The sequence below is a fragment of the Oceaniovalibus sp. ACAM 378 genome (assembly GCF_008085915.1).
GTDB lineage: Bacteria > Pseudomonadota > Alphaproteobacteria > Rhodobacterales > Rhodobacteraceae > Oceaniglobus.
Window position 1 is genome coordinate 43661 of sequence record NZ_VSJK01000018.1, and the last position, 23579, is coordinate 67239.

Consider the following 23579-nt stretch of genomic DNA (forward strand, 5'->3'; position numbering starts at 1 on the left):
TGGAACCTTTATGGAAGTGTATGAACGGCAGCTTTCAGTTGCCAAGCGGTTTCTTGAAGAACTCGAAAGGCGGCGTATTACAGTCACTTTGAGAGGTAACAACTTAGGAATTTCTGCGCCCTCGGGCACGCTGGATGATGCGCTTAAAAATCAACTGCGCGACCACAAGGAGCTCCTGATCGAGATACTTACGCGGCGCGAGGCGGCGCACAAACGTGCCGCTGAGCCGGGTCAGAACCGTGAGGAAGGCGCGCATTTACCGCTTTCTTTTGCGCAGAGGCGGCTCTGGTTCCTTGATAAGGTCAATGTCGGCTCGAATGCCTATGTGATCGGTGGCGCAGCTCGGCTTGAGGGGCCGTTTGAGGCGGCGCTGTTGCAAAAGGCCCATGCGATTCTCACGGCCCGTCATGAAGCGCTGCGTACCCGTTTCGACGAGATTTCGGGTGTACCCCATGCCGAAGTACTTGGGCAGGTCACGCCCGATTTCGAGTTGGTTGATGCGTCGAACATAGCCTGGGAGGACCGGCCTGCCGAGATTGGCAGACTGATCGACGCTCGAATGCCGAAGCCTTTTGATCTGTCGAAGGCACCGCTGATGTCCGTAACGGTCATCCGATTTGCGCCGGACGATCACGTCTTTCTCTGCCGCATTCACCATATCGTCTCTGACGGCTGGTCGCTTGCGCTTATCTCGCGGGAGATGCTGGAGATCTATGAGGCCCTGCGTGTGGGCCGCGACCCGGTACTTGCAAAGGTCGAGGCGCATTGGGTCGATCACGCGCTCTGGGAACTCGACCAGGCAGAGTCGGGAGAGTGGCGCGGCAATCTCGACTACTGGGTCACGCGGTTGTCCGGCGCGTCGGCGCTGACTGAACTTCCAACTGACCGGCCACATCCCGAACGGCCCAGCTATCGCGGTGCGCGTATGACGGCGAGCTTGCCGGGCGAGTTGCGTGCGGCGTTGCACAAGACGGCATTGGCCTCAGGAGCGACGCTCTACATGGTGCTGGTGGCGGCGCTGCAAGTCCTCTTGCATCGCCACTCGCAGCAGGAAGACGTGCTGATCGGTTCTCCCTTGGCCAACCGGATGAACCAGAAATTCGAGAATACGGTCGGCTGCCTCATCAACAATGTCGTGCTGCGCGGCGTTCTGGAACGCGACATGCCGTTCCGCGAGTATCTGAAGCAGGTCAAGGGCACGGTGCTTGAAGCGCATGATCACAGCGCCCCGCCGTTCGATCTGGTGGTTGAAGCCCTGCGCCCCGAGCGCACGCCCCGCCACGCGGCGGTGTTCCAAGTGCTTTTCACACTTATGAGTTTTCCGGACAACGACGGTTCGCCGAAAGGCATCACCACGACACCTATCCCGATCGATACGGGCGCCACGCGCTTTGATCTTTCTGTCGAGATGGCAGAATATCGCGGCGTACTGAAAACCAGTTATGAATACTCCTCCGACCTGTTCGATGCTGAGACCATCGCGAGGCTTCACGAGCGTTATGAGACGCTTTTGCGTTCGATTGTTCAGGATCCGGATTGCATGATTTCCCAACTGTGCATCGTCGCGAGCACCGACAGGGACCAGATGCAGGAGCTGTCTCGGGTCTCTGAGCTGGGTTACCCGAACGCCACGACCGAACAATTGATCGACGCCGCGGCTACAAGCGACCCTGAACGTCAGGCCGTTGTCGCCGGTGAAGCGTCGCTGGATTATGGCAGTCTGGTGCGCCGCGCAAACGGCCTTGCCCACCTGCTGGCCGACAGAGGCGTCGCGTCAGGCGATCTGGTGGCCGTGGCGCTGGAGCCCGGCTGCGACCTCGTTGTTGCGCTGCTGGCGGTCTGGAAAGCCGGGGCGGCCTATGTGCCGCTTGATCCGCACCACCCGGCGCAACGGCTGGTTGAGATCATGGAGGATGCCAAGCCAACGATGGTCGTGACCACGTCGGACCTTGCTGCCGCGTTGCCGGATATCGGCGCGGCGCGGCTTGAATTGGACCACACAGAGGTGGTCGAACGCGATACGGCGCCCCGTCTGAACGTGCCGGGCGACCTTGCCTATGTTATCTATACGTCGGGCTCGACCGGTCGGCCGAAAGGCGTTGAAGTCGAGCACCGCAATCTGGTCTCGTTCCTCGCGGCGATGCGGCAAGAACCGGGCCTTGCGCGAAACGACAGGCTGCTCTCGGTCACGACCCCTTCTTTTGATATCGCCGGGCTTGAGTTGTGGCTGCCGTTGACGACAGGCGCGACCATCGTGCTTGCGGACAGGTCAGAGCGGCTTGACGGGCGGGCGCTGGCCGGGCTGTTGACCCGCGAGCGCATCACAATGTTGCAGGCGACGCCGGCAACCTGGAGATTGCTGCTCGATTCAGGCTGGGCCGGAATGCTGCGGCTCAAGGCGCTTTGTGGCGGGGAGGCGATGCCCAGAACGCTGCCAGGCGCGCTGCTACCGCGAGTCGGATCGCTGTGGAACATGTATGGACCGACCGAGACGACGATCTGGTCCACATGTCTGCGTGTCGAAGCAGACGAGGATTCCGTCTGCATTGGGCGGCCCATCGCAAATACCCGTATCGCCGTCATGGATGACAGCGGCAACGCCCTGCCGCCGGGCGTCGTGGGCGAACTCTGTATAGCGGGTGACGGCGTGGCACGGGGATACCGGAATCGGCCTGATCTGACGGCCAAGCATTTCGTATATTTGAATTTTCCTGGTGCTGGACCGGTGCGGGCTTACCGGACCGGCGATTTGGTCCGGCAACGCAGTGACGGCAGTGTCATCTACATCGGGCGGAACGACTCGCAGGTAAAGTTGCGCGGCTTCCGGATCGAGTTGGGTGAAATCGAGGCGCGGCTTGCAGCCGTCACCGGCGTCGTCAATTGCGTGGTAGACAGCCATCGAACTGAAGACGGGCAGGTGGCGCTGGTTGCTTATGTAGTTCCGTCCGGCGGCGCGGATTTCGACATCGAGGCGGCAAAGGCGCAGTTACGCGCGGTGCTGCCAGAATACATGGTCCCGACGCGCTTTGTCATGCTGGACGAGATCCCTCTGACGCCCAATCGAAAGGTTGACCGCAGGGCGCTTCCGATACCCGAAACCGCGGGCGCGATCCAACGGACGCTGCCGGCCGGCAATGTTGTCATGTCCGACGCCGAGCGCCGCGTTGCAGGGATTTGGTGCGATGTGCTGGGGATTACCGGGGTAGGGTTGCAGCAAAGCTTTTTCGATGTGGGTGGACATTCGATGATACTCGTCAAGCTTCAAGAACGGCTCTGCTCCGAGTTCGGCAGCACAGTGCCGCTGATCGAGTTCTTCCGGCTGACGACCGTCGGGCTTCAGGCGGAGGCGTTCGAGTATGGCGGGGTGGTAGCCGACAGTGGATCCGTCGCACAGGCGCGCCGGCGGGCTGAAAGTTTCGCCAATGTTTGAATTCCCTGCCAAGAAGTCCACCTTGCCAGCTCACTCGATTGCCGTGATTGGCCTTGCCGGCCGGTTTCCGGACGCGCCTGACCTTGAAACGTTTTGGAGCAATATCAGGGACGGTGTCGAATCCCTGCGAACTTTTACCACTGACGAGATGAGCGCGGCCGGTATTCCTGCGGCGCTACAGAAGAACCCACGCTTCGTGCGCAAGGGTACGGTTTTGGACGATTCTGAAATGTTTGATGCAGAGTTTTTCCAGATTTCGCCGGGCGAGGCACAGATGCTGGACCCCCAGCAGCGGTTGTTTCTCGAATGTGCCTGGGAGGCGCTTGAGAACGCTGGCTACCCACCTGGAGGGCCCGGCGGGCCAGTGGGGCTGTACGCAGGCGTCAGCATGAACACGTATCTGATGTTTCACATCCTCAGCAACCGGAAGCTGGCCGAGGCAGCGGGCGCATACCAGCTTATGTTGGGGAACGATAAGGATTTTCTGTGCACTCGTGCCTCGTACAAGTTGGACCTGAAGGGGCCGAGCGTGACAGTGCAAACGGCCTGCTCCACCTCGCTCGTTGCAGTCGAGATGGCGTGCCGGGCCTTGGCGCGCGGCGAATGCGGCATGGCACTGGCCGGGGGCGTGTCGATCAATTTTCCGGACCGGTCAGGTTATCTCTATCAGGAAGGTATGATCTTTTCGCCGGATGGTCATTGTCGGCCCTTCGATGTGGATGCCTGCGGAACCCGTGTCGGTGCAGGTGGTGGCCTCGTGGTGCTCAAGCGCCATGAAGACGCCCTGCGCGACGGAGATACTATCCACGCGGTGATCCGAGGCGCGGCGGTGAACAACGATGGCGCGGCCAAAGCGGGATATACCGCGCCCAGCATTGATGGGCAGGCTGAGGTGATTGCAATGGCTCAGACCATCGCAGGGATCGAGCCGCGCACGATCGGCTACATGGAGGCACACGGCACCGGCACGCCGCTTGGCGATCCGATCGAAATCGCGGCACTGACACGGGCCTTCCGTGACCGGACCAGCGACACGGGGTTCTGTCGGCTCGGCGCGCTCAAGGCCAACATCGGCCATCTTGATGCCGCCGCGGGGATTGCCGGTCTGATCAAGGCGATCCTTTGCCTAAAGAACGCCTATATCCCGCCAATGGTTAATTTTCGCGAGGCCAATCCAAAGCTCGCGCTGGATGAGAGCCCGTTTTCCATTTCGGCAGAAGGAACGGATTGGGTCAGCGATGGACCGCGCCGCGCTGCGGTTAGCTCGTTCGGAATTGGTGGAACAAATGCACATCTTATTCTTGAAGAGGCCGGACCAGCCCAAGTGGCACCACCCCCGAGCGGGCCGCAAGCCTTGGTCTTGTCCGCCCGGACACAAGCGGCCCTGACCGTCGCATCCACGCGGCTTGCAGACAGGTTGACCGGGCCCGACGAGCCGGCGCTGGGCGATGTCGCGCATACGCTGCTTAATGGCCGCCGAGCTTTTCGCCACAGACGTTTCGTGGTTGCTTCCGATGCGGTCGAGGCTGCAGCTGAACTGCGACTGCAAAGCCGCAGCAGCGTGCATGACGGAGGCGCGCGCCGCGTTGCTTTCATGTTCAGCGGGCAAGGCAGCCAACATGCTGAAATGGGCGCGGGGCTTTACGCCGAGAATGCCGCCTTCCGGGAAGCTTTCGATACCTGTTCCGAGATACTGGAAATGCCTCTGGGGTGCGATCTTCGTGCTGTGGTGCTGCAGGGCAAGGACGCCCGCCTTGACGAAACCTGGCTGACGCAGCCTGCGCTTTTCGCTGTGGAATATGCGCTGGCAAGGTTGTGGATAGCCCGGGGCATTGTCCCGGCTGCGATGATCGGGCACAGCATCGGTGAATATGTCGCGGCCCATCTTGCCGGAGTGATGTCGCTTGAAGATGCTCTGAACCTGGTGGCGCTGCGCGGCCAGCTCATGCAAGACATGGTGCCGGGGAGCATGGCCGCCGTGCCACTGCCTGTTGGCGACCTGCGTCGACGTCTGGCTGGCCGGGCCGAGATTGCAGCAGAAAACGCTCTCGATCTCAATGTCATCTCAGGACAAAGCGACGTGATTGCCGAGTTTGTGGCGGAACTGAGCCGCGAGGGAGTGACCGCCAGATTGCTGCGAACATCGCACGCTTTTCACTCCTGCATGATGGAGCCCGCTCTCGACCGGTTTGTCTCGGCGGTCGAAAAGGTGCGGCTTTCCGATCCGACGATCGACTATGTTTCGAATGTGAGTGGCACCTGGATCACCCGGCAAGAAGCGACATCGGCGGATTATTATGCGCGGCATCTGCGTAATACCGTCAAATTCGAACCAGGGGTTCGCGTATTGGGTGAGGATGCAAGGAATTTCCTGCTCGAGGTCGGACCGGGCACGACATTGGCCACGCTGGCGCAGATGACGCTGCCCGCCTCGCGGGGGCGAATCTGTGCTTCGCTGTCGCATCCGAATGATCGCAAGCCTGACAGCGCAGCGGTGCTTGAGGCAACCGGCAGGCTCTGGGCCGCTGGCGTTCCGATCACGCAGACCGAGATCGAAGGGGGAGCGGCGCGGGCACCACGCCGGGTGCCACTGCCAACTTATCCTTTCGAGCGATCACGGCACTGGGTCGATCCCGCTCCTGGCACCGCACCGGGCTTTGCAGCCGGTCCGGATGTCCAGCCGCCGCGCGTGACCTCCGATCCATTCCTCAGCCTGCCCGTCTGGACGACAGCACCGGCTGCCCTGCGCAGCAAGTTGGACGGTCGCTGGCTGGTTTTGGTCGATACGATCGAACTGGCCGAGGCTTTAACCGACGCGCTCAGGAGGCGTGGCGCGCAGGACGTTGTGGCAGTGTTGCCGGGTGACGCACCGCAGTCCGGCGCCGTCGCCAAAGCACGGCCCGGCCATCCCGAGGATCTGTTGGCGGCCATCGGTGTCGGCGGGATGCCGATTGCCGGTATTGTCGCAGCTTGGGGGTTGGTGGACCACACAATCGACGGACGCGCGGCGTTTGATGCAGGACTTTCTCTGGCGCATGTGGCGCAGGAGACGCCGCTCGCCGCGCCAGTTCAGGTGATCTGCGTCACTGCCGGCGCGCAATCGGTTCTGGGCGAGCCGGTGGAGCGGCCGGATATGGCACTGATCACCGGGCCGGTGCTGGCGCTCTCGGCCGAAGAGCCGCGCTTTCGCATGCGCCATCTGGATTTGTTGCCAACCGAGACAGAAAAGGGTGCCGCAAGTCTTGCAGAGGTTATCGCAGACGAAGCGTGCTGTAAGGAAGTGGAACTGACCTGCGCGCGCCGCGCCGGAATCCGGTTCCATCGCCGGTTCGACCCGGCGGCGGCCCCGGATGCAGGCCCACCATTGCGCGAAAATGCGGTCTGTCTGATCACCGGCGGGCTTGGTGCTTTGGGACGGCGGGTGGCTTTGGCCTTGGCAGAGGTCGGCTCTGTCCGGCTGATCCTCACCTCACGCAAAACTCTGCCGCCGCGAACCGAATGGGCGCGACTGATTGCCGAGGCGGATCCCACCGCCGGCGTTCTCGCGGACCTTTTGGAGATCGAGCAGCGCGGCTCCGAAGTTATGCTTGCCGCCTGTGACATGGGGGACGAAGAGGGGCTTGCCAGGCTGCGGAACGACATAGTCGAGCGTTGGGGAAACCTGGATGCCATCATCCATGCCGCAGGTGAACCCGGAGGCGGAGCCCTGGCGTTGCTTCAGACGCCTGAAGACGTAACGAACACACTTGTGCCCAAGGTCGATGGACTGCGCGCACTGGCGCGAGTCTTTGGCAAAGATCCGCTCGACCTCGTTGTTTTGATGAGTTCGATCAATTCAGTGGTGCCGCTCGCCGGAGCGGTCGACTATGCCGCCGCGAATGCCTTTCTTGACGTTTGGCCGCAGAGTTCTGAGCGCCCAGTCGGCTGGTCGAACGTCACAGTCTTCAACTGGGACGCCTGGGCTGAAGTCGGTATGGCCGCCCGCCGCCTGATTGAGCGGCCAGATCCTGACCTGCGCATGATCGATGTAAGGGCGGCGACAGACCTCTTTCTGCGTCTTTCTGGCGGCTCCGCGCATCAGATTGTCATTTCGCCCTATGATCTGGCAAAACTTGCAGTCGAGGCAAAGCGGGCTCTTCTCACGCCAGATCGGGACAAACAGTCAGCCGAGGCAGCTGTGGCAGAGCCCGTCGGCAGTGACTTCGCTTCCCGTGAACGCTTTGACAGCGACCAGGAATTTACCGTCGCCCTGCTTTGGGCCGAGTTGCTTCAAACCGAGCTTTCTGGTCCGGACGAGGATTTTTTCGAGCTGGGTGGTCACTCACTCATGGCCACGCGGTTCCTGACGCGGCTGGAGGCGACGGCATCGGTCCGGCTCTCGCTGCGGGATGTCTTTGACGGTCGGACAATTCGCGCCATCGCCAAGCAAGTCGAGATGAAGTGCGGGGCAACGGCCGAACAAGGTGACGATGCGGATCGCGAGGAGTTTCTCCTGTGACGGCGACAGAGCTTTTGCGAGAAGTCCGCGCACGCGGCGGTCGCATCGCGCTGGAGGGAGAAAATCTGCGTCTGTTTGGACATGTCGGCAGCCTAAGCGAAGATTTGCGCCGACGAATCCTCGCGTGTAAGCCGGAAATTATCGAGCTCTTGCGGCTGGAGAGCGACCAAGGCGCAACAATCTTGCCCAAGGATGGGCCTCTGCAGCTATCTCATTTTCAAGAACGGCTCTGGATCATTCAGCAGCTCGACCCCTCGGCGACAGAGTATAACATTGTGACGGTCTGGCCTTTGGGGCTGCAAACCAGAGCCGAGGCGCTTGAAGCCGCCTTGCGCTGCGTCGTGACGCGGCACAGCGTATTGCGGACGGTCTTTCGTGAAACGCCGACTGGTCCCGAGGCGGTTATCCTGGAACCAGATACCGTACCCGTCGTCCATGTCGACCTGTCCGATTTGCCCGACGCCCAGCGACATCAGGCGGTGTCTGAACTGGTTGAGCGCGAGACGCGCCAGCCTTTTGTTTTGGACAAAGCGCCCCCGTCGCGCTTTACGGTTCTCGATCTGGCAGACGATGGCGCAGCTCTGCTGATTGCGGTGCATCACATCGCCATGGATCACTGGTCTCTGTCGATCTTGCGCAACGAGCTGGACGCGGCGCTGGCACAGCCCACGGCCTATTCTGAACGTCCTGTCGAGCCGGAATATGCAGACTATGCAAGCTGGCAACGGCGGCGACTTGATCCGTCCAGCCTGAAGGAACATCTGGATTGGTGGGAAACGGCGCTGCGAGGCCATCCCGAGATATGCACCTTTACCGCCGATCTCGTGCCGGGACGTGACCCCAAGGGGACCAGCAGATCGTTCATCTGGGACAAAGATTTCGCGGCGAGGCTGCATGCCTTTGCGACCGAACGCAATCTGAGCTTATATATCTGCCTTGTTGCGGCAGCAGCCATCGCGATGCATCGCCATACCGGCCTTGACGACATCGTGCTGGGCAGCCCCGTTGCCCTTCGCGAGCGCGCCGAATTTGAGCGGATCATCGGCCCGTTTGTGAACACCCAAGTGTTACGCATGGAACTTTCGCCGCGCAAATCCGTGGCAGAGGTATTGGACTCGGCACGCGCATCGTTGCTCGACTCGTTTCCGCACCGCCATGTGCCCTTCGAGATCGTGGTAGACCGGCTTCAGCCGGTGCGCCGCCTGAACCGTTCACCAATCTTCCAGTTTGCGGTCGTCCTGCAAAGCGCAGAGGGCGCTCAAGACGAGCCGGTTTACGGCGGCGGCGCAATTCACGACATGACCTGGTTCGTGCACGAAGTCGGCGGGCAGATCATGGGTTCCATCGAATACCGTTCTGACATTTATCTTGATGATACGGTCAAGCGTCTGCTCGAGCGGCTGGAACTCATCCTGCGCCGCATGCTCGATGATCCAGATACGGAAGTGGCAGATATTCCGCTGCTTTCCGACAGCGACCGGCGGATGTTGTCCGCAGAGTTCGTGCAGCCGACCGTCGCGTTCGACGAGACACCGTTTCCCGATCAGTTTTCGCGGGTGGCGGACCGGACACCGGACGCTGTGGCGATCCGGCATGACGGCCACTCGCTCAGCTATAGAGCTCTGGCAATACGCATAAACAAGATCGCGCAGCATCTGAAATCGCGTGGGATCGGGCCGGATCAGGTGGTGGGGCTCTGTCTCGAGCGGACCCCGGATTTGATCGCGTCCATGATCGCTGTGCAAAAGACCGGGGCGGCGCATCTGCCGCTTGATCCGGGATTTCCCGAAGAGCGATTGAATCATATTCTGACCGACAGCAAGGCGACGGCTATTTTGACCGGCGCGGGCACGGCTGGAACGCTTGCGCTGCCTGACGGGGTCATGGAAATAGATCTTCAGGCCGACCATCAGATTATCGATCGACTGGCTCCAGATGTTTCGGACTTTGCGATTGATCCGGCCTCGACCGCGCATCTCATCTATACCTCCGGTTCGACCGGGCGGCCAAAGGGCGTGCAGATCTCCCACCGCGCGATGTCAAACGTTCTGGCATCCCTGCGACACGAACCGGGAATAAGCGCTGACGACATCGTCGCAGCCACAACCACGGTTTCGTTCGACATCGCGGCAGTCGAACTTCAGTTGCCGCTGACCGTAGGTGCAACGATTGAAATGCTCAGTCGTGAGGTCGCGACAAACGGCGAAGAACTCTCGGCCGCTCTGGTGGCCTGCGCCGCTACGATCATACAGGCGACCCCCTCGGCGTGGCGGCTGCTTATTGATGGTGGATGGGTCGGCGGGCCAGATATACTCGCCATCACCGGAGGCGAACCGCTAACGCGCGATCTGGCCGATAACCTGCTTGAACGCGTCGGTCGCCTTTGGAATGGCTACGGGCCCAGCGAGACGACGATCTATTCTACCGGTGCATGGATCACGCCGGGTCCGGATGCCATCAGCATCGGGCGACCCATCGCAAACACCCGCGTCCTGCTGCTGGACGAGGCGGGTGAGCTTGTGCCCGTGGGCATGCAGGGTGAGATCTGTATCGGGGGGGCGGGTGTCTTTGGCGGCTATGTCGGCATGGCCGAACTAACGGAAAAGTGCCTCGTGCGGGATCCCACTGCGCCAGAAGGCGGGCGGCTCTATCGAACCGGTGATATCGGACGCTGGTCGCCTGATGGCCGGCTGTATCATCTGGGGAGACGCGATAATCAGGTCAAAATTCGCGGTGTGCGCATAGAACTTGGCGAGATCGAAGCCACGCTGCTGGCCGCGCCGCAAATTCGTCAGGCGGTGGTGCTTGTGCATGATCCGGGGCAGGGCGACCTTCGGCTCGTCGCCTATCTGGTCTTCGAGGAGGGTGAGGGTATGACAGCCAGCGAAGTGCGCCGTAACCTGCGCGCCACGCTGCCACGTTATATGATCCCGTCGGTGTTTATCGAACTGACAACGCTGCCCCGCACACCCAATGGCAAACTTGACCGCCGCGCCCTGCCTGCGCCATTCCGCGACGGTGCCGCCAGCCGCGCGGTTTCCGTGCCGCCCCGCCCTGGAATGGAAAGGGCGCTCGCAGATATCTGGGCCGATGTGCTTCGAGTAGACGAAATCGGCGCCGAGGATAATTTTTTTGAACTCGGCGGCCATTCCATTGTTACACTTCAAGTGGCGAGAAGGGTAAAGGCAGAACTGGGTCTTGCTCTGGATCCGCGGCTGTTGTTTTTCAAGAGCCTTCGGCAGATCGCTCTTGAGTTGTCGCAGCAATTGAAATGAGAGATAACAATTAGGATGAGCCCGTTTTTCTTCGGAACGTCGAAACGCCGCCTGTTCGGTGTGTATCACCCGCCGCGCGCCTCGCGGGGGGGCGAACGGGCCGTCGTTCTCTGCGCGCCCTGGGGGCATGAGTACATCTATGCTCATCGGTCCATGGCAAGGCTGGCCATCACGCTCGCCGAGGCTGGCTTTCACGTGCTGCGCTTTGACTATTATGGCACCGGAGATTCAGGCGGAAATTCGACCGACGTGGACCTGGCCGGCTGCCGGGCGGATATCGGCATGGCGATCGACGAACTTCTCGACATGAGCGGTGCCGAACGTGTGTCCCTGATTGGGCTACGCCTCGGCGCCGCTCTGGCGGTTGAGGTCGCGGCGACCGAGCGCGGACGTATCGACCAGCTTGTGCTCTGGGATCCGGTAATCACTGGTCCGGAATACGTCACCGCCCTGTTCAAGGCGGCGTTGAACATGCCCATCGGCCTGGCGGACCCGCGCACCATCTCCGCCGCGCGAGGCGGCGATCACGAGATTTGCGGGTTTCCTTTGACCGAGGTGCAGCGGAGAGAAATTGCTGGCATCGACATTCTGCCCTTCCTCCCGAAGCTGCCAAAGCGGTGGTTCGCGCTTGTCACCCAACCGCTGGGATCGCATGATGCGCTCCGGTCTGCACTTGGCGGCACTGAATGCCGAGACGATCCGCATTTTGAGCAGATTGAAGACTGCGCCGCCTGGCACGAGAACTGGCCGCAGAATGCCGGCAACGTCCCCACTGACGTTATTGCTCGCATTGGGGCGTGGATGACATGAACGAGCGGCAGGAAGATACCGCAAAACCGCCTCGCGAGCAGGTGGTGCTGTTTGGTGCAAAACACTCGCTCTGCGGTATCGTCACGCATTCGGCGACCAAAGTGCCGCGGATACCTATCGTTGTTCTTAACACCGGGATCATCCACCGTGTCGGGCATCACCGGATGTATGTCACGCTGGCGCGACGCTGGGCCGCGCAAGGCCATCCCGTCGTGCGATTTGATTTTGGCGGTATTGGCGACAGCCCGGTACAGAGCGCCGAGTTGCCGCCGCTTGATGCCAATCTGATCAGTATCGGTGAGGTCTGCGACTGGCTCGAGAGCAATCTTGGTCAGTCACAGTTTGTGTTGATCGGGCTTTGTTCCGGCGCTGATCATTCGGTTATTTACGCTGGACAGGATAAGCGGGTAGCGGGTGTCGTCTTGGTCGATCCAACAATCCCGAGAACGTTTCAATTTTTCCTGCGCGATACGATCCGCCGAATGATGCGGCCTGTGGTCTATCTCAATCTCTTGACGGCGCGTGGAAGCACTTGGGCCCGTCTAAGACACCGCTTTGGAGGCCACGCGGCAGAGCCGCGCGACGGCCAGTTTGCGCAACCACAGCTCGAATCGCCCGAGGCGATCGCTTTTCTCGAGCAGACTTATCAGAAGGCAATCACCAACGGAGGTGAGATGCTTGCTGTCTTTACGGGCGGTCACAGTTTTCAACACAATTACCGGCGGCAACTCTGGGATGCCTTGCCGAATGTAAAATTCGGCAAGCAATTGGATCTGCGCTACTTCAAAGATAGCGACCATACCTTCACGTATGTCCATCACCGTGAGCGGCTGTTCTCTCTAATCGACGATTGGCTGGACAAGAAATTTCCCTCATCCGATTAAAAGCTACAGCGCTTCAATAGATTAAATTACGGATATTTAAGGGAAATTTAAAGCATTGGCGCGCGGGTTACAGATACTTTTCGCCACCATCATGCATCTTGGATTTTGAATGGGTCGCTTTGGGCGGCCTTTTTTCTTCGTGCTGGAGGGTCTAGGTCATATCAACAAAAGGCGGACCCAGAAACGGATCTCTTCTCCTTCATAGCAAACATTGCTCGAAAGAGACCGGAGCTAAACACCTAACACTGCCTAAAATTTCCCAGAACACTGTGACACCTCAAGCCACTGACGTTTAAAGAACTTTAAAGCGCGTCAGGATATCATGAGAACGCACGACATAAGGAGGATACGCCTCCGGCGGGAGTATTTTGGGCAAAGAAGAAACCCGGCAACGGTACGCTCAGGGCTGGAGCGGGGATGAGACGGGGCGGCCACCCAGCCGCAGGAACAGGCTTTCCTCGTCATTGTTGCGGAAGAACGGAACGCTTTCCGGCGCGTCAAGGGCGGGTAGGCGCGCGGCGACTTCGGCCAGAACCACCTCGGTAATGAACGGCAGGTCGAAAGAGCGGGCCTTGGACAATGGGATCCACTGAAGATGCGACAACTCGTCCGAGGCGCGCGAGAAATCGTCGGGATCGTTGGCGAGCCGTGCAGCATCGGCCAGAAAGAACCGCGCGTCGAAACGGCGTGGACGGCCCGGTGGGGTGATTGCCCGGAACACGAACCGCATTCCGGTGGGAGCGGGCAGGTGGCCGGTTTCGGCAAAGCCGCGCCACGATTCAGGCGGTGTGCCGGGCCAGCGGTGCGGTTGGCCAAGGATCAGGCCGGTTTCCTCCCACAACTCGCGGATGGCGGCGGCGACCAGAGACAGAGGCTCGGTACGGCCTGCGGCTTCTGCCAGGCGGGCGCGGCACAGCCCGTTCATCGCGCGGATCATCGGAATCCCCGCATCGGTGCCATCGACAGCGCCGCCGGGAAACACGAACTTGCTGGGCATGAAGGCGGCCTTGTCGCCCCGCTGACCCATCAGCACCTTGGGGTTCGTTCCGGGATCACGCACCAATATCAGTGTAGCTGCGTCGCGCAGCGCGCTCTTGTCCATGCCGGTCCTTTCGCGGGTGTCAGAACCCGTGCATTCTTCGCGCCCATTGAAAGGCAACCAGCGCGCCTTTGAGTCGGGGCAGAAGATAGAGCGAAAGCACCACCGCGCCTATGGTGAATCCGGTCGCCATGATCAACGGTTCGGGGCGCAGCCGCGTGAAGGTCAGATGCAGCATTGGCGCCATGATGTGACCCACCACCAGGATGGTCAGATAGGCTGGCCCATCATCGGCACGGTGGAAATGGAACGCCTCTGAACACACGGGGCAGCGGTCGCGCACCTTGAGGTAGCCTTTCAGCATCGGCCCCGAGCCGCATTGCGGGCACCGACGGCGCCATCCCCGGAACAGGGCGGGACGAAGGGCACGTCCGGGGGTGTCGTCAATGGCGTGCAGGGCGGTGTCGTGCGCCTGGTCGTACATGATGTGACCTTTGGGTTGGAGCGGCGCGAGGCCGTGAATTCAGTGTCGGTTCCGGATCTGGCGACCGGATATAAAGACAATAGGTATGAAGCATTGCGATGTCATTGCGTCGGGATGTCGCAAATCCCGAACTCCGGGCGATTTATTGCCCGCGCCGCATCGTTTGTAATGCCGAACGGGCGGCGGGGCCCCGATGAGGCAACGGAAGAGGGTGGATGGCATCGCGTCGAAGGTACGCCCGGATGGGACGTCGCGGCGGCATCGCACCGGGCGTCCTGGTGGAACGCGGGACCGCAGCCCGGACTCTGTGCTTCCAGATTTGCGAGACGCGGTGGTCGACGGGGTGCGATCTATGCCGACCGAATGGCCTCATATCCGCCTGATGCGCCCGGGAATGCGCCGAGACCCTGCACGGGACCGGCAGAGGTGCCGGGAACAATCGCCGCCCGAGGTCCTGCCCCCGCGAGGCAAACCCGGTCGCGGCCTGTCGATTTGGCCTGATACAGCGCCGCGTCAGCCTGGGCGAGCAGATGGTCCATGCCAAACGGCGCCGGCCCGCCGAAGGCAAGGCCGATGCTGACGGACACCTTCAGAGGGTGGTCGGCGGCGACGCGCGGGTGCAGTTCCGCCACCAGACCGCGCAGACGCTCGGCCGCAAGCCGGGCATCGGCTGCGGCGATATCGGGCAGGGCAACGACAAATTCGTCGCCCCCGAGACGGATCAATAAATCCTGTGCGCGCAGGTTGTCGCGGATCGCCCGGGCCACGGCCACCAAGACCGAGTCGCCCGCCGCGTGTCCGTGGCTGTCATTGATCGCCTTGAACAGGTCGATATCGATCATCAGCAGCGCCATTGAACGACCTGCGGTCATGGTGCGTTGCGCCATCGAGGCCAGATGATGGTCGCCGTAACGGCGATTATACAGACCGGTCAGCGGGTCGGTGGCAGCCATGCGCAATCCATCCTCGACCGAATCGCGCAACCGGTCCGCGTTGCGTTTGCGCGTGACCAGACGGTCGATGCGCAGGGCCAGTTCCTGTGGATCGAACCGATCTTCCAAAAGCCCGTCCACGCCGATATCCAGCGCCCGCGTCTGGCTGTCTTCGGTGTTGCGGGGATGTACTGTCAGAATGGCGGCCCGGCGCGTCGCGGGGCGCGAGCGCAGTTCGGACACCAGCGACAGGCCGTCGGGCTGACCCAGACTTCCTGCGGCAACGATGAACAGGTCGGGCGTGTCCTGCGGATTGTCCAACTCCATCGCCGCGCTCCAGCCGATCAAATGGATGCGGTGGGGCGTCAGCCCGCGCAGGGCGGTTTTCCAGCCGAGCGACTGCTCGGGCGATGTTCCGATCAGCGCGACGGAACCCGGGCGTGTCAGCGGCGCCGGTGCCTCGCCAAACCCCAAAGCCCGCGCGGTCAGATCGCGCCGCTGCAATTCACGGTCGGCTTCGTGGCCGCGCAGAAGGCTGCGCACCCGGGCCAGCAGGCGGCCATCGCTGAACGGTGGCGACAACAGATCATCCACCCCCGCCCTGAGCGCGGCCAGCCGCCGCGCACTGTCGCCGGGATCTGCGAGCATCAACAAAGGGATAGCCGAGGTTGCCGGGTCGGCCTTGATCCGTCGGCACAGCGCCGCGACCTCCATATCCGGGAGGGTTGCGGGAAGGATCACCAGATCAATATCGCCTTCATGGGCGATACGAAACGCCTCGGCCCCCGTGCGGCACTGGGCCACGCGGTAGCGCGCTTCGGTCAGGCGCACCTTAAGGACGATCCGGTTCGTGGCAATATCGTCGACAATCAAAAGCCTGCCTGCCATATGGCCCCCACAATTCAACATAAATTCTTCTGGCCTGTTCCAGCTTTCCCTGAGAATGATTAAGAAACCCTTTCAGTTTGGTTAAGGATTGCAGCATGCGGCAGGAAACAGCCGAGGTTATCGCCTTGCAGGCATTGGGATGGCTGGCAGGGCAGGAAGATCTGCTGGACATCTTCATGGGCGCGACCGGCGCGGCCCGGGACGATCTGAGCGATCGGGCGGATGATCCGGAGTTTCTGGCCTCGGTGCTGGATTTTCTGACAATGGACGACAAGTGGGTGATCGGGTTCTGCAATGATGCGGGGCTTGGTTACGATCAGCCGCTGCTGGCGCGGCAGGGTCTGCCCGGGGGTGGTCAGATCCACTGGACATGACTGGCGAGAGCCGCAGAAAACCCGGAGCTGTGCTGTTTGACAAGGACGGCACGCTGTTTGATTTCGCGGCGACCTGGGGCAGATGGTGCGCGGGTCTGCTGGGCGGGCTGTCGGGCGGAGATCCGGCGCTGGCCGCACGGATGGGAGTTTCCATCGGCTTCCGGATCAGCGACGCAACATTTTCGCCTGACAGTCCGGTGATTGCCGATCCAACCGATGCGATTGCGGCGCGGCTGTTGGTGCATCTGCCGGAATGGACGCAGGCGGGGCTTTCAGCACATATGAACGACCTGTCGAAAAGTGCCGTGCAGGTGGCAGTGGTGCCTCTGGCAGTAGTGCTGGACGGGTTGCTGGCGCGCGGGTTGCGGCTTGGTCTGTGTACCAACGACGGCGAGGCTCCGGCGCGCACGCATCTGGCGCATGCAGGGGTGGCCGACCGTTTCGACTTTGTCGCCGGTTTCGACAGCGGATATGGCGCAAAACCCGATCCCGGCCCGTTGCTGGCCTTTGCCAGAGCGGTGAATCTGGCTCCGGCGCGGATCGTCATGGTGGGCGACAGCGCCCATGACATGCGCGCAGGGCGCGCCGCGGGGATGGTCTGTGTCGCTGTCGGGGGTATTCCGTCTGCGGTGGCGCTGGCGGACGCGAACCTGCCCAATATATCCGCACTGGCCGACTGGATCGACAGCCGGGCCTGACGTCAGGGGGGCCGGGCGGCCATCTGTCGGGCCGCCCGGAAAATCATTGCGTCAGCCGTCGATCTGTCCGGCCATGATCGCGATGGCCTTTTGATAGACGCCGGCGGCATTCCATGCCTGAATCACCTCGAAATTCGGCTGGCCCTGCTGATAGCCGGCACCCGGGCGCCAGCCTTTCTGACGCAGGAAATTCGCGGTCGAGGCCAAAGCATCGGTCTGGTTCGTCAGATCGACCCGCCCGTTGCCGTCACCATCAACACCAAAGCGCAGAACGTTGCCCGGCAGAAACTGGGTGTGCCCCACCTCGCCATGACGCGCGCCAATCGTGTTCGGTGACAGGCTGCCGCGATCCACAAGGATCAGTGCCGCCATCGCATGTTCCGAAAAGAACGCCGACCGGCGGCAATCATAGGCCAAAGTCGAGATCGCCGAGACGACATTGCTGTCACCCATGAAGTTGCCAAAGCCGGTTTCCATCCCGTGAATCGCCAGAAGCACTCCGGCAGGCACACCATACCGCTGTTCCAGACCGTTGAAGAACGCGGCGTTCTGCGCGCGTTTCTTCTTGCCCTGCGCGACGATGGTCGGTGCGCCGCGTATCTGCATGAATTTCTCAAGGGTGTACTTGAAACTTTTCTGATTGCGGTCCGCCGCGATCGTTTTGGTGGCATAGCTTGTGGCCGCCAACGCCTGAAGCCCGCCTTGACCCACGCCCTGTGCCGCAGCCTCTTTGGCGAATGCGGCTTTCCAGGCTTCGAAGCCAGCGGCGTTGTTCCCGCATTGCGCGGCTTGCACAGCGCCCGCGCTCAAAGCAAGTGCCGAAACCAGAGTGGCAGCGCGTGCAATCGTCTTGAACATTAAAACTCTCCGTAAAACAAAAGGATTTGACTGACTTTAGCGCAACCTGCGATCCAATCCAGTATCGTTTGCCCGCACCCTCGGAATTTCCGCTCGGCGTGACCTATAGGGCAGCGTGGCGAAACCGGCCGAACGCGATGGAGTTTTCCGATGCCGGCAGTGCCCCGTCAGGGAAACAGGATCAGCTTGACCACCAGGATGATCAGCGCAGCCAGTGTCAGCCGGTCACCTGTCCGGGCTGAGATCGAAAGGGCCAGCCATGCGCCCAGCGGCAACAGCCCACCCGCCAGGGCAAGGGGCCGGGGCGGTGGGCGCGAAAGAACAAGAGCTGCCACAGATTGGTATAAAGATTGGGCAGCAGCATCACGACAACCGCGTGTCTGACGTCGAACAGCGCGGTCATCACCAGAATGGCAATCAACGGCGCACCTATCCCGGTCGCGCCTTTCAGCGCTCCGCCCAAGGCAAGTGCCGCAAAGACTGCCAGATGGGCGTGAAGATCAAAAGAGATCCTGACACCGACCCAACAGCCGGATGCGGGCGCTTCGATCGGCAAACCGCTCTGGCAAAGGCAGTCTATTTTGCGTAGGTCGAACATATGCGGCAATCCGACCTTTCCCTTTCATGACGCGCGTTTGGCTGTTCACGGCTCTGCTGTTGCTTGTCGGCGCCTTGGGCGGAGCAGGCGCGTTGCTGATCGGGTTGCCGCTGCCCTGGATGCTTGGATCAATCCTGACCACGGCGCTGCTTGTTGCGATGGCGTCAGAGCGGTTTCCGGCGGGCTACGCGTTTCCCATGTGGGTTCGGATGATTTTCATCGCCGTGATCGGGGCGATGATCGGCGCGCAGGTCGACGCAGACCTTATACAGCAATGGCGCTCGATGCTGGCGAGTCTGACGGGGGTCGCGGTTTTCGTGTTGGCCGCCCATGGGATGAATTACTGGCTGTTTCGACGGATCGGCGGCTATGACAAGGCAACGGCGTTTTATTGCGGCACGCCCGGCGGGCTGATGGAAAGCCTTGCGATGGGCGAAGAGGCGGGCGCCGACCTGCGGGTGCTGACGATTCAGCAATTCCTGCGGATCATTCTGGTGGTGTCGCTGGTCCCACTGGGGCTGTCGCTGATGCATGGGTCGGCTCTGGGCAGCGCGGCGGGTCTGTCCTTTGTTGACGGTGTGCCGACCCTGCGGTCAATTCCCGTGCTTTTGGTGGTTGCAGCCGTGGGGCTGGTGGTTGGCCATGTGTTGCGCCTGCCGGCAGGACAGTTGACCGGGCCGCTGATCGTGTCGGCGGTTGCCGGGGTCACCGGGTTGATCGAACTGTCGCCGCCCGGCTGGGTGATCGGGATGGCGCAGGTGGTGATCGGCGTATCGCTGGGCATCCGGTTTGTCGGAATCACCGGTGCGATGTTGCGGCGCGGGCTGTGGCTGTCGCTGTTGTCGGTCGGCGCGATGATGGCGATGGCGGTCGCGCTGGCCGTGCTTTTGCATACCCTGACCGGCCAGAGCATCGAGGTTCTAGTGCTGAGCTTTGCCCCAGGTGGCGTGACCGAAATGGGATTGGTCGCGCTGTCGCTGGCGGCAAACCCGGCCATGGTGGCGTTCCACCACCTGTTCCGGATCACATTGACGGTGCTTGGAATGGCGGTGGTCGGTCGTCGGTTGCTGCGAAAGTGATTGCTAGTCCGCGCCGCTTGTGGTGGCTTTGCCCGCCAGCGCAAAGGCCTGTTGCTGCGCCTCGCCCCAGGCGCGGATGTCGTATTTCGCCACCACCTTGCGCAGATGCCGCATCCGGGTCTGGCGTTCGTTGCGCTCCATGCGAAGCGCCAGCAGGATCGCGCGATCCATCGAGCGGTGCGAATAGGGGTTGGTGCTGACCGCCGATCCAAGCCCGACCGCCGCCCCGGCAAATTCCGACAGCACCAGAACGCCGTCCTCATCTTCGCGCGCGGCTACGAATTCTTTGCAGACCAGATTCATCCCGTCGGCCAGCGGCGTGATCCATGCGACATCCGCGGCGCGGTAATAGGCGACAAGTTCGGCAAAGGGCACGGCGCGGGAAATCAGGGTGATCGGTGTCCAGTCAAAGCTGCCGAACCGGCCATTGATCCGCCCGGCGGTCTGTTCGATTGCGTCCTGAATTTCGGCATAGGCGGCCATGCTGCGGTTGGCACTGACCGACACATGCATCAACCGCACCTTACCCCAAAGATCGGGATTCGCCTCCAGCAGCCGGCCGAAACTTTCCAACTGTTCCACACCGCCCTTGGTGTAATCCGTGCGCCCGACCGACAGGATCAGCTGCTGACCGTCCATCTCGGCGCGGATTTCGCGCACATGTTTGTCGGTTTCCGGCAGCGCGGCCATTTTGCGGATGTAATCGACATCCACCCCTACGCCTGCGGTGCTGATGTTCACACGTCGCCCGTTGTGCACCACCACCACCGGCACCGTGCGTTCGGTCAGGCCGGTGTCCTCGGAGATGAAATCATCGTCGACCCGCACCCGCTCGATATCATCGACGTCAAACAGCGACCGCGCGACGGACACGAAATTCGACGCATAGCGCGGAATGTGAAACCCGACGACATCGCAGGACAGCAGGCTTTCGACGATTTCCTTGCGCCAGGGCAGCACGTTGAACATGTCAGCGGCAGGAAATGGTGTGTGGTGGAAAAAGCTGATCCGCACATCGGGGCGCATTTCACGCAGATATCCGGGGACCAGCCACAGGTTGTAGTCATGTACCCAGACCACGGCGCCCGGTGCCGCCTCGGCCGCTGCCGCCTCGGCAAAGGCGCGGTTGACGGCGCGGAAATTCGGCCAGTCGACGGGGTCATAGTTATAGCGTTCGCGGAAGTTGTGCAGGATCGGCCAGAACGCCTCTTTGCTGGTGACGTGATAGAAACCGCGCACCTGTTCGGCGGTCAGCGGCAGGCGCGACACGGTATAATCGCCATAGCTGTCCGAGATTTTGACCACCCGGTCGAAGCCCGGATTCGACGTGTCCTCGGCCAGTTTCCAAGCCACCCATGATCCGTGATCGACCGTGCCGAAAAAGCTTTTCAGCGTCGGCACGATACCGTTTGGGCTGGAATTCTCGCGGAACACGATTTTTCCGTTTTCCTCAACCTCTTCATAGGGTTGGCGGTGATAGACGATGACCAGATCGGATGACATCTTTTCCCCCTACAGGCTTGGGTGTAATTCAAGAACGCGGATCGCGTCCAGAATGCCCGCCGCGCCGATGGCGTCGGACTTGTGAACATGCTGCAACCCGTCGACCCGCGACAGAAGTTCGGCTTCCGATCCGCCCACGGCAACGGCGGGCAGGCCCAGCGTCAACATCGACAGGTCGTTCATCGTGTCGCCGGCGGCCAGCACCCGCCCATGGGCGATCCCCAGGTGATCGGCCAGAAGACGCAGCGACGGACCCTTGCTGATGCCGCCGGGCAGGACATCGAAAAACCGGTTGTCCGAGATCAGCACGTCAAGACCCATCTCATTGATCAGCGATTCGGCCTGCGGATCGAGGGCTGCGGGATCAAGGTCAAAGCTGACGCGATACCGGAACGGCGTCGGCTGCTCGGTCAGACCGGCCATGCCGGTCAGCGCGGCGCGGACACGTGCGCCACTGTCTGCCCAGCGGCGCGAGATCTCCGATTCAAGCCCGGGCAGGGGGGTCACCTTGCGATCCACGATCTGCGCGATGGTCGTGCCCACGTCACCGATGGCGTAATCGGGCCAGGGCAGGCCGTCGCCGCACATATCCTCGATGAACATCGGATCGCGGCCGGTGACAAAGATCAGGCCCACAGTGTCGCGGTTCGCCTCGATCCAGTCATAGAGCTTGCGCCGGTCGGTTTCACTGCCGCCCAGAAACGTGCCGTCAAGATCGGTCGCCAGCACGAACTGTTTGGCTGAAATGGGTTTTTCGATGAAATCGCCGGTCATGGCTTGATCTCCTGTGCTGGCAACGGGGCCCAGCTCGACGGATGGTCGAGCAATATATCCATGGCCCGTGGTTCGGATTGGATCGGGCTGGACCACAGCTTGCGGAAGGTTGCGTTCAGATCGCCGCCGTGGTGCAGAACCTCGCGCACCGCCTCGCAAATTGGCATCGAAACACGCACACGGCGGGCCAGATCGGTCACGGTGACGGCGTTGAATTCGCCCTCGACCACCACGGGTTTGCCATCAAAACACTGGGCACGCGGAATGCCCGCGCCCAGTTGCACGCCAAGCGACATGTTGCGCGAACTTTCGGATGAACAGGTCAGCGTCAAGTCGCCCGCACCCGACAGGCCGGTAACGGTTTCACGCTGCCCGCCCAATGCCTCGGCGAGACGTTTCATTTCGTCCATGCCGCGGGTGATAAGTGCTGCGCGGGTGTTCTCGGCAAAGCCCGCGCCGGTCATCATGCCACAGGCAATGGCGATCACGTTCTTGACCGCACCGCCCACTTCGACCCCCACCAGATCGTCCGAGATATAGGTGCGGAAACTGTCGGTGCTCATCGAAACGGCCAGCCGGGCAGCGGCGCTTTCCAAGGGTGACAGCCGGTCGGGATAGGTGAAATTGAACGCCACGGTCGCCGCCGTCAGATGGCCACGGGCGGTTTCATCGGCAAAGGTCGGCCCCGAAATCACGCCGACCGGGCGACGGCCCAGCACTTCGGCGGCGATATGGCCCATAAGATACCCGGTGCCTTCTTCGATGCCCTTGGCGCAGACAGCGACGGGCACGCCCGGACCGATCAGCGGCGCGATTGCGGCACATAACTGGCGCACGGTCCGCGACGGCGTGACAAGCAGCACCGCCTCGGCGCCGTCCAGTGCCTCGGCCAGATCAGAGGTCGCACGGATGCCCGGGGCCAGAGCGATGCCGGGCAGATATGCCTCGTTGCGGTTGTTTGTGTTGATGTCATCGATGACGGCGGCATCGCGCCCCCACAACCGCACCTCGCGCCCGGCGCGACGGGCAACCGTGGCCAGCGCGCTGCCCCATGCCCCCGCGCCCAGCACCGCGATGCTGGCATAGGGGCGTACGCGGTCGGACTGGGGAAGTTTCGGTTCGGCTGTACCGTTCAAGACGAAATCCTCTGGTTTGCCCGGTGTTGGGCGCATTGGGCTGGCCCCCGATCTGGGCAATGGGCTGGCCCCTTAAACTGGTGTTGACGTCCGGTCCGTCAATGGACACCCACAGGTGGCCCTGCGCGCCGACATGACTGTCTGCACCGGGGCATGTTAGCGCAGTTTCCGGCGATCCGGACAGTTTTCCGCAAAATGCCGCATTCCTGTCATAGCGAAACCACCGGGGTTTTGGAACAGGGACTGTCCGATGGTTAACGGAACAAATGCGGCGGTGCGGCATTAACGAGAAATACAGATGTAATCGATGGAGATTGAA

16 protein-coding genes and 1 pseudogene are annotated in these 23579 nt (G+C 61.6%); 9 read left to right on the forward strand and 8 right to left on the reverse strand.

Features of this window, described 5'->3' with window-relative positions:
- Positions 1-10: 10 nt before the first annotated feature.
- From FQ320_RS20185 to FQ320_RS20205, 6 genes and pseudogenes are all read left to right on the forward strand, one after another.
- Positions 11-3430 carry a non-ribosomal peptide synthetase gene (locus FQ320_RS20185; protein ID WP_148475133.1) on the forward strand — a complete coding sequence of 1140 codons (3420 nt, stop codon included), beginning with the start codon at positions 11-13 and terminating at the stop codon, positions 3428-3430.
- A complete protein-coding gene (locus FQ320_RS20190; protein ID WP_148475134.1) occupies positions 3423-7928 on the forward strand; it encodes a type I polyketide synthase in 4506 nt (1501 codons plus the stop codon). The genes FQ320_RS20185 and FQ320_RS20190 overlap by 8 nt, the downstream gene beginning before the upstream one ends.
- A pseudogene (locus FQ320_RS26925) lies at positions 7925-8071 on the forward strand (hypothetical protein); the annotation flags it as partial. The gene FQ320_RS20190 and the pseudogene FQ320_RS26925, both read left to right, overlap by 4 nt.
- 39 nt (positions 8072-8110) lie before the next feature.
- Positions 8111-11203 carry a non-ribosomal peptide synthetase gene (locus FQ320_RS20195; protein WP_187394001.1) on the forward strand — a complete coding sequence of 1031 codons (3093 nt, stop codon included), beginning with the start codon at positions 8111-8113 and terminating at the stop codon, positions 11201-11203.
- A gap of 15 nt (positions 11204-11218) precedes the next feature.
- A complete protein-coding gene (locus FQ320_RS20200) occupies positions 11219-12013 on the forward strand; it encodes an alpha/beta fold hydrolase (protein WP_148475136.1) in 795 nt (264 codons plus the stop codon).
- Positions 12010-12897, forward strand: a complete 888-nt coding sequence (locus tag FQ320_RS20205; protein WP_148475137.1) for an alpha/beta fold hydrolase — start codon at positions 12010-12012, stop codon at positions 12895-12897. Before FQ320_RS20200 ends, FQ320_RS20205 begins: the two co-directional genes overlap by 4 nt.
- Before the next feature lie 400 nt (positions 12898-13297).
- Here FQ320_RS20205 and FQ320_RS20210 read toward each other — a convergent pair whose 3' ends face one another.
- The 3 genes from FQ320_RS20210 to FQ320_RS20220 form a co-directional block, all read right to left on the reverse strand.
- Positions 13298-13999: an NUDIX domain-containing protein gene (locus FQ320_RS20210; protein ID WP_148475138.1), complete on the reverse strand. Its 702-nt coding sequence runs from the start codon at positions 13997-13999 to the stop codon at positions 13298-13300.
- Between the two features lie 19 nt (positions 14000-14018).
- Complete coding sequence (locus FQ320_RS20215; RefSeq protein WP_148475139.1) at positions 14019-14420, reverse strand: DUF983 domain-containing protein; 402 nt, start codon at positions 14418-14420, stop codon at positions 14019-14021.
- Positions 14421-14770: 350 nt separating this feature from the next.
- Positions 14771-16240 carry a diguanylate cyclase gene (locus FQ320_RS20220; RefSeq protein ID WP_187394003.1) on the reverse strand — a complete coding sequence of 490 codons (1470 nt, stop codon included), beginning with the start codon at positions 16238-16240 and terminating at the stop codon, positions 14771-14773.
- A gap of 95 nt (positions 16241-16335) precedes the next feature.
- On the opposite strand from FQ320_RS20220, the gene FQ320_RS20225 reads away from it, so the two are divergent.
- Together FQ320_RS20225 and FQ320_RS20230 are read left to right on the forward strand one after the other, a co-directional pair.
- Complete coding sequence (locus FQ320_RS20225; RefSeq protein WP_148475141.1) at positions 16336-16614, forward strand: DUF3572 domain-containing protein; 279 nt, start codon at positions 16336-16338, stop codon at positions 16612-16614.
- Complete coding sequence (locus tag FQ320_RS20230; RefSeq protein ID WP_148475142.1) at positions 16611-17312, forward strand: HAD family hydrolase; 702 nt, start codon at positions 16611-16613, stop codon at positions 17310-17312. The genes FQ320_RS20225 and FQ320_RS20230 overlap by 4 nt, the downstream gene beginning before the upstream one ends.
- 51 nt (positions 17313-17363) lie before the next feature.
- On the opposite strand, the gene FQ320_RS20235 is transcribed toward FQ320_RS20230, so the two are convergent.
- The gene (locus FQ320_RS20235) at positions 17364-18170 is read right to left on the reverse strand and encodes a lytic transglycosylase domain-containing protein (RefSeq protein ID WP_148475143.1); all 807 of its coding nucleotides are present in this window, start codon (positions 18168-18170) and stop codon (positions 17364-17366) included.
- A 217-nt stretch (positions 18171-18387) separates the two neighbouring features.
- Entirely contained in the window at positions 18388-18768 is a 381-nt protein-coding gene (locus FQ320_RS20240; protein ID WP_148475144.1) for a sulfite exporter TauE/SafE family protein, read from the reverse strand.
- Between the two features lie 26 nt (positions 18769-18794).
- On the opposite strand from FQ320_RS20240, the gene FQ320_RS20245 reads away from it, so the two are divergent.
- A complete protein-coding gene (locus FQ320_RS20245) occupies positions 18795-19847 on the forward strand; it encodes an AbrB family transcriptional regulator (protein WP_148475145.1) in 1053 nt (350 codons plus the stop codon).
- Between the two features lie 3 nt (positions 19848-19850).
- On the opposite strand, the gene ggpS is transcribed toward FQ320_RS20245, so the two are convergent.
- Genes ggpS through FQ320_RS20260 form a run of 3 tightly spaced genes read right to left on the reverse strand, consistent with a single transcriptional unit; the run spans position 19851 to position 23260 of the window.
- Positions 19851-21350: a glucosylglycerol-phosphate synthase gene (gene ggpS, locus FQ320_RS20250; RefSeq protein ID WP_148475146.1), complete on the reverse strand. Its 1500-nt coding sequence runs from the start codon at positions 21348-21350 to the stop codon at positions 19851-19853.
- A 9-nt stretch (positions 21351-21359) separates the two neighbouring features.
- Entirely contained in the window at positions 21360-22124 is a 765-nt protein-coding gene (locus FQ320_RS20255) for an HAD family hydrolase (RefSeq protein WP_148475147.1), read from the reverse strand.
- Positions 22121-23260, reverse strand: a complete 1140-nt coding sequence (locus tag FQ320_RS20260; RefSeq protein WP_255509636.1) for an NAD(P)H-dependent glycerol-3-phosphate dehydrogenase — start codon at positions 23258-23260, stop codon at positions 22121-22123. Before FQ320_RS20260 ends, FQ320_RS20255 begins: the two co-directional genes overlap by 4 nt.
- Between the last annotated feature and the right edge of the window lie 319 nt (positions 23261-23579).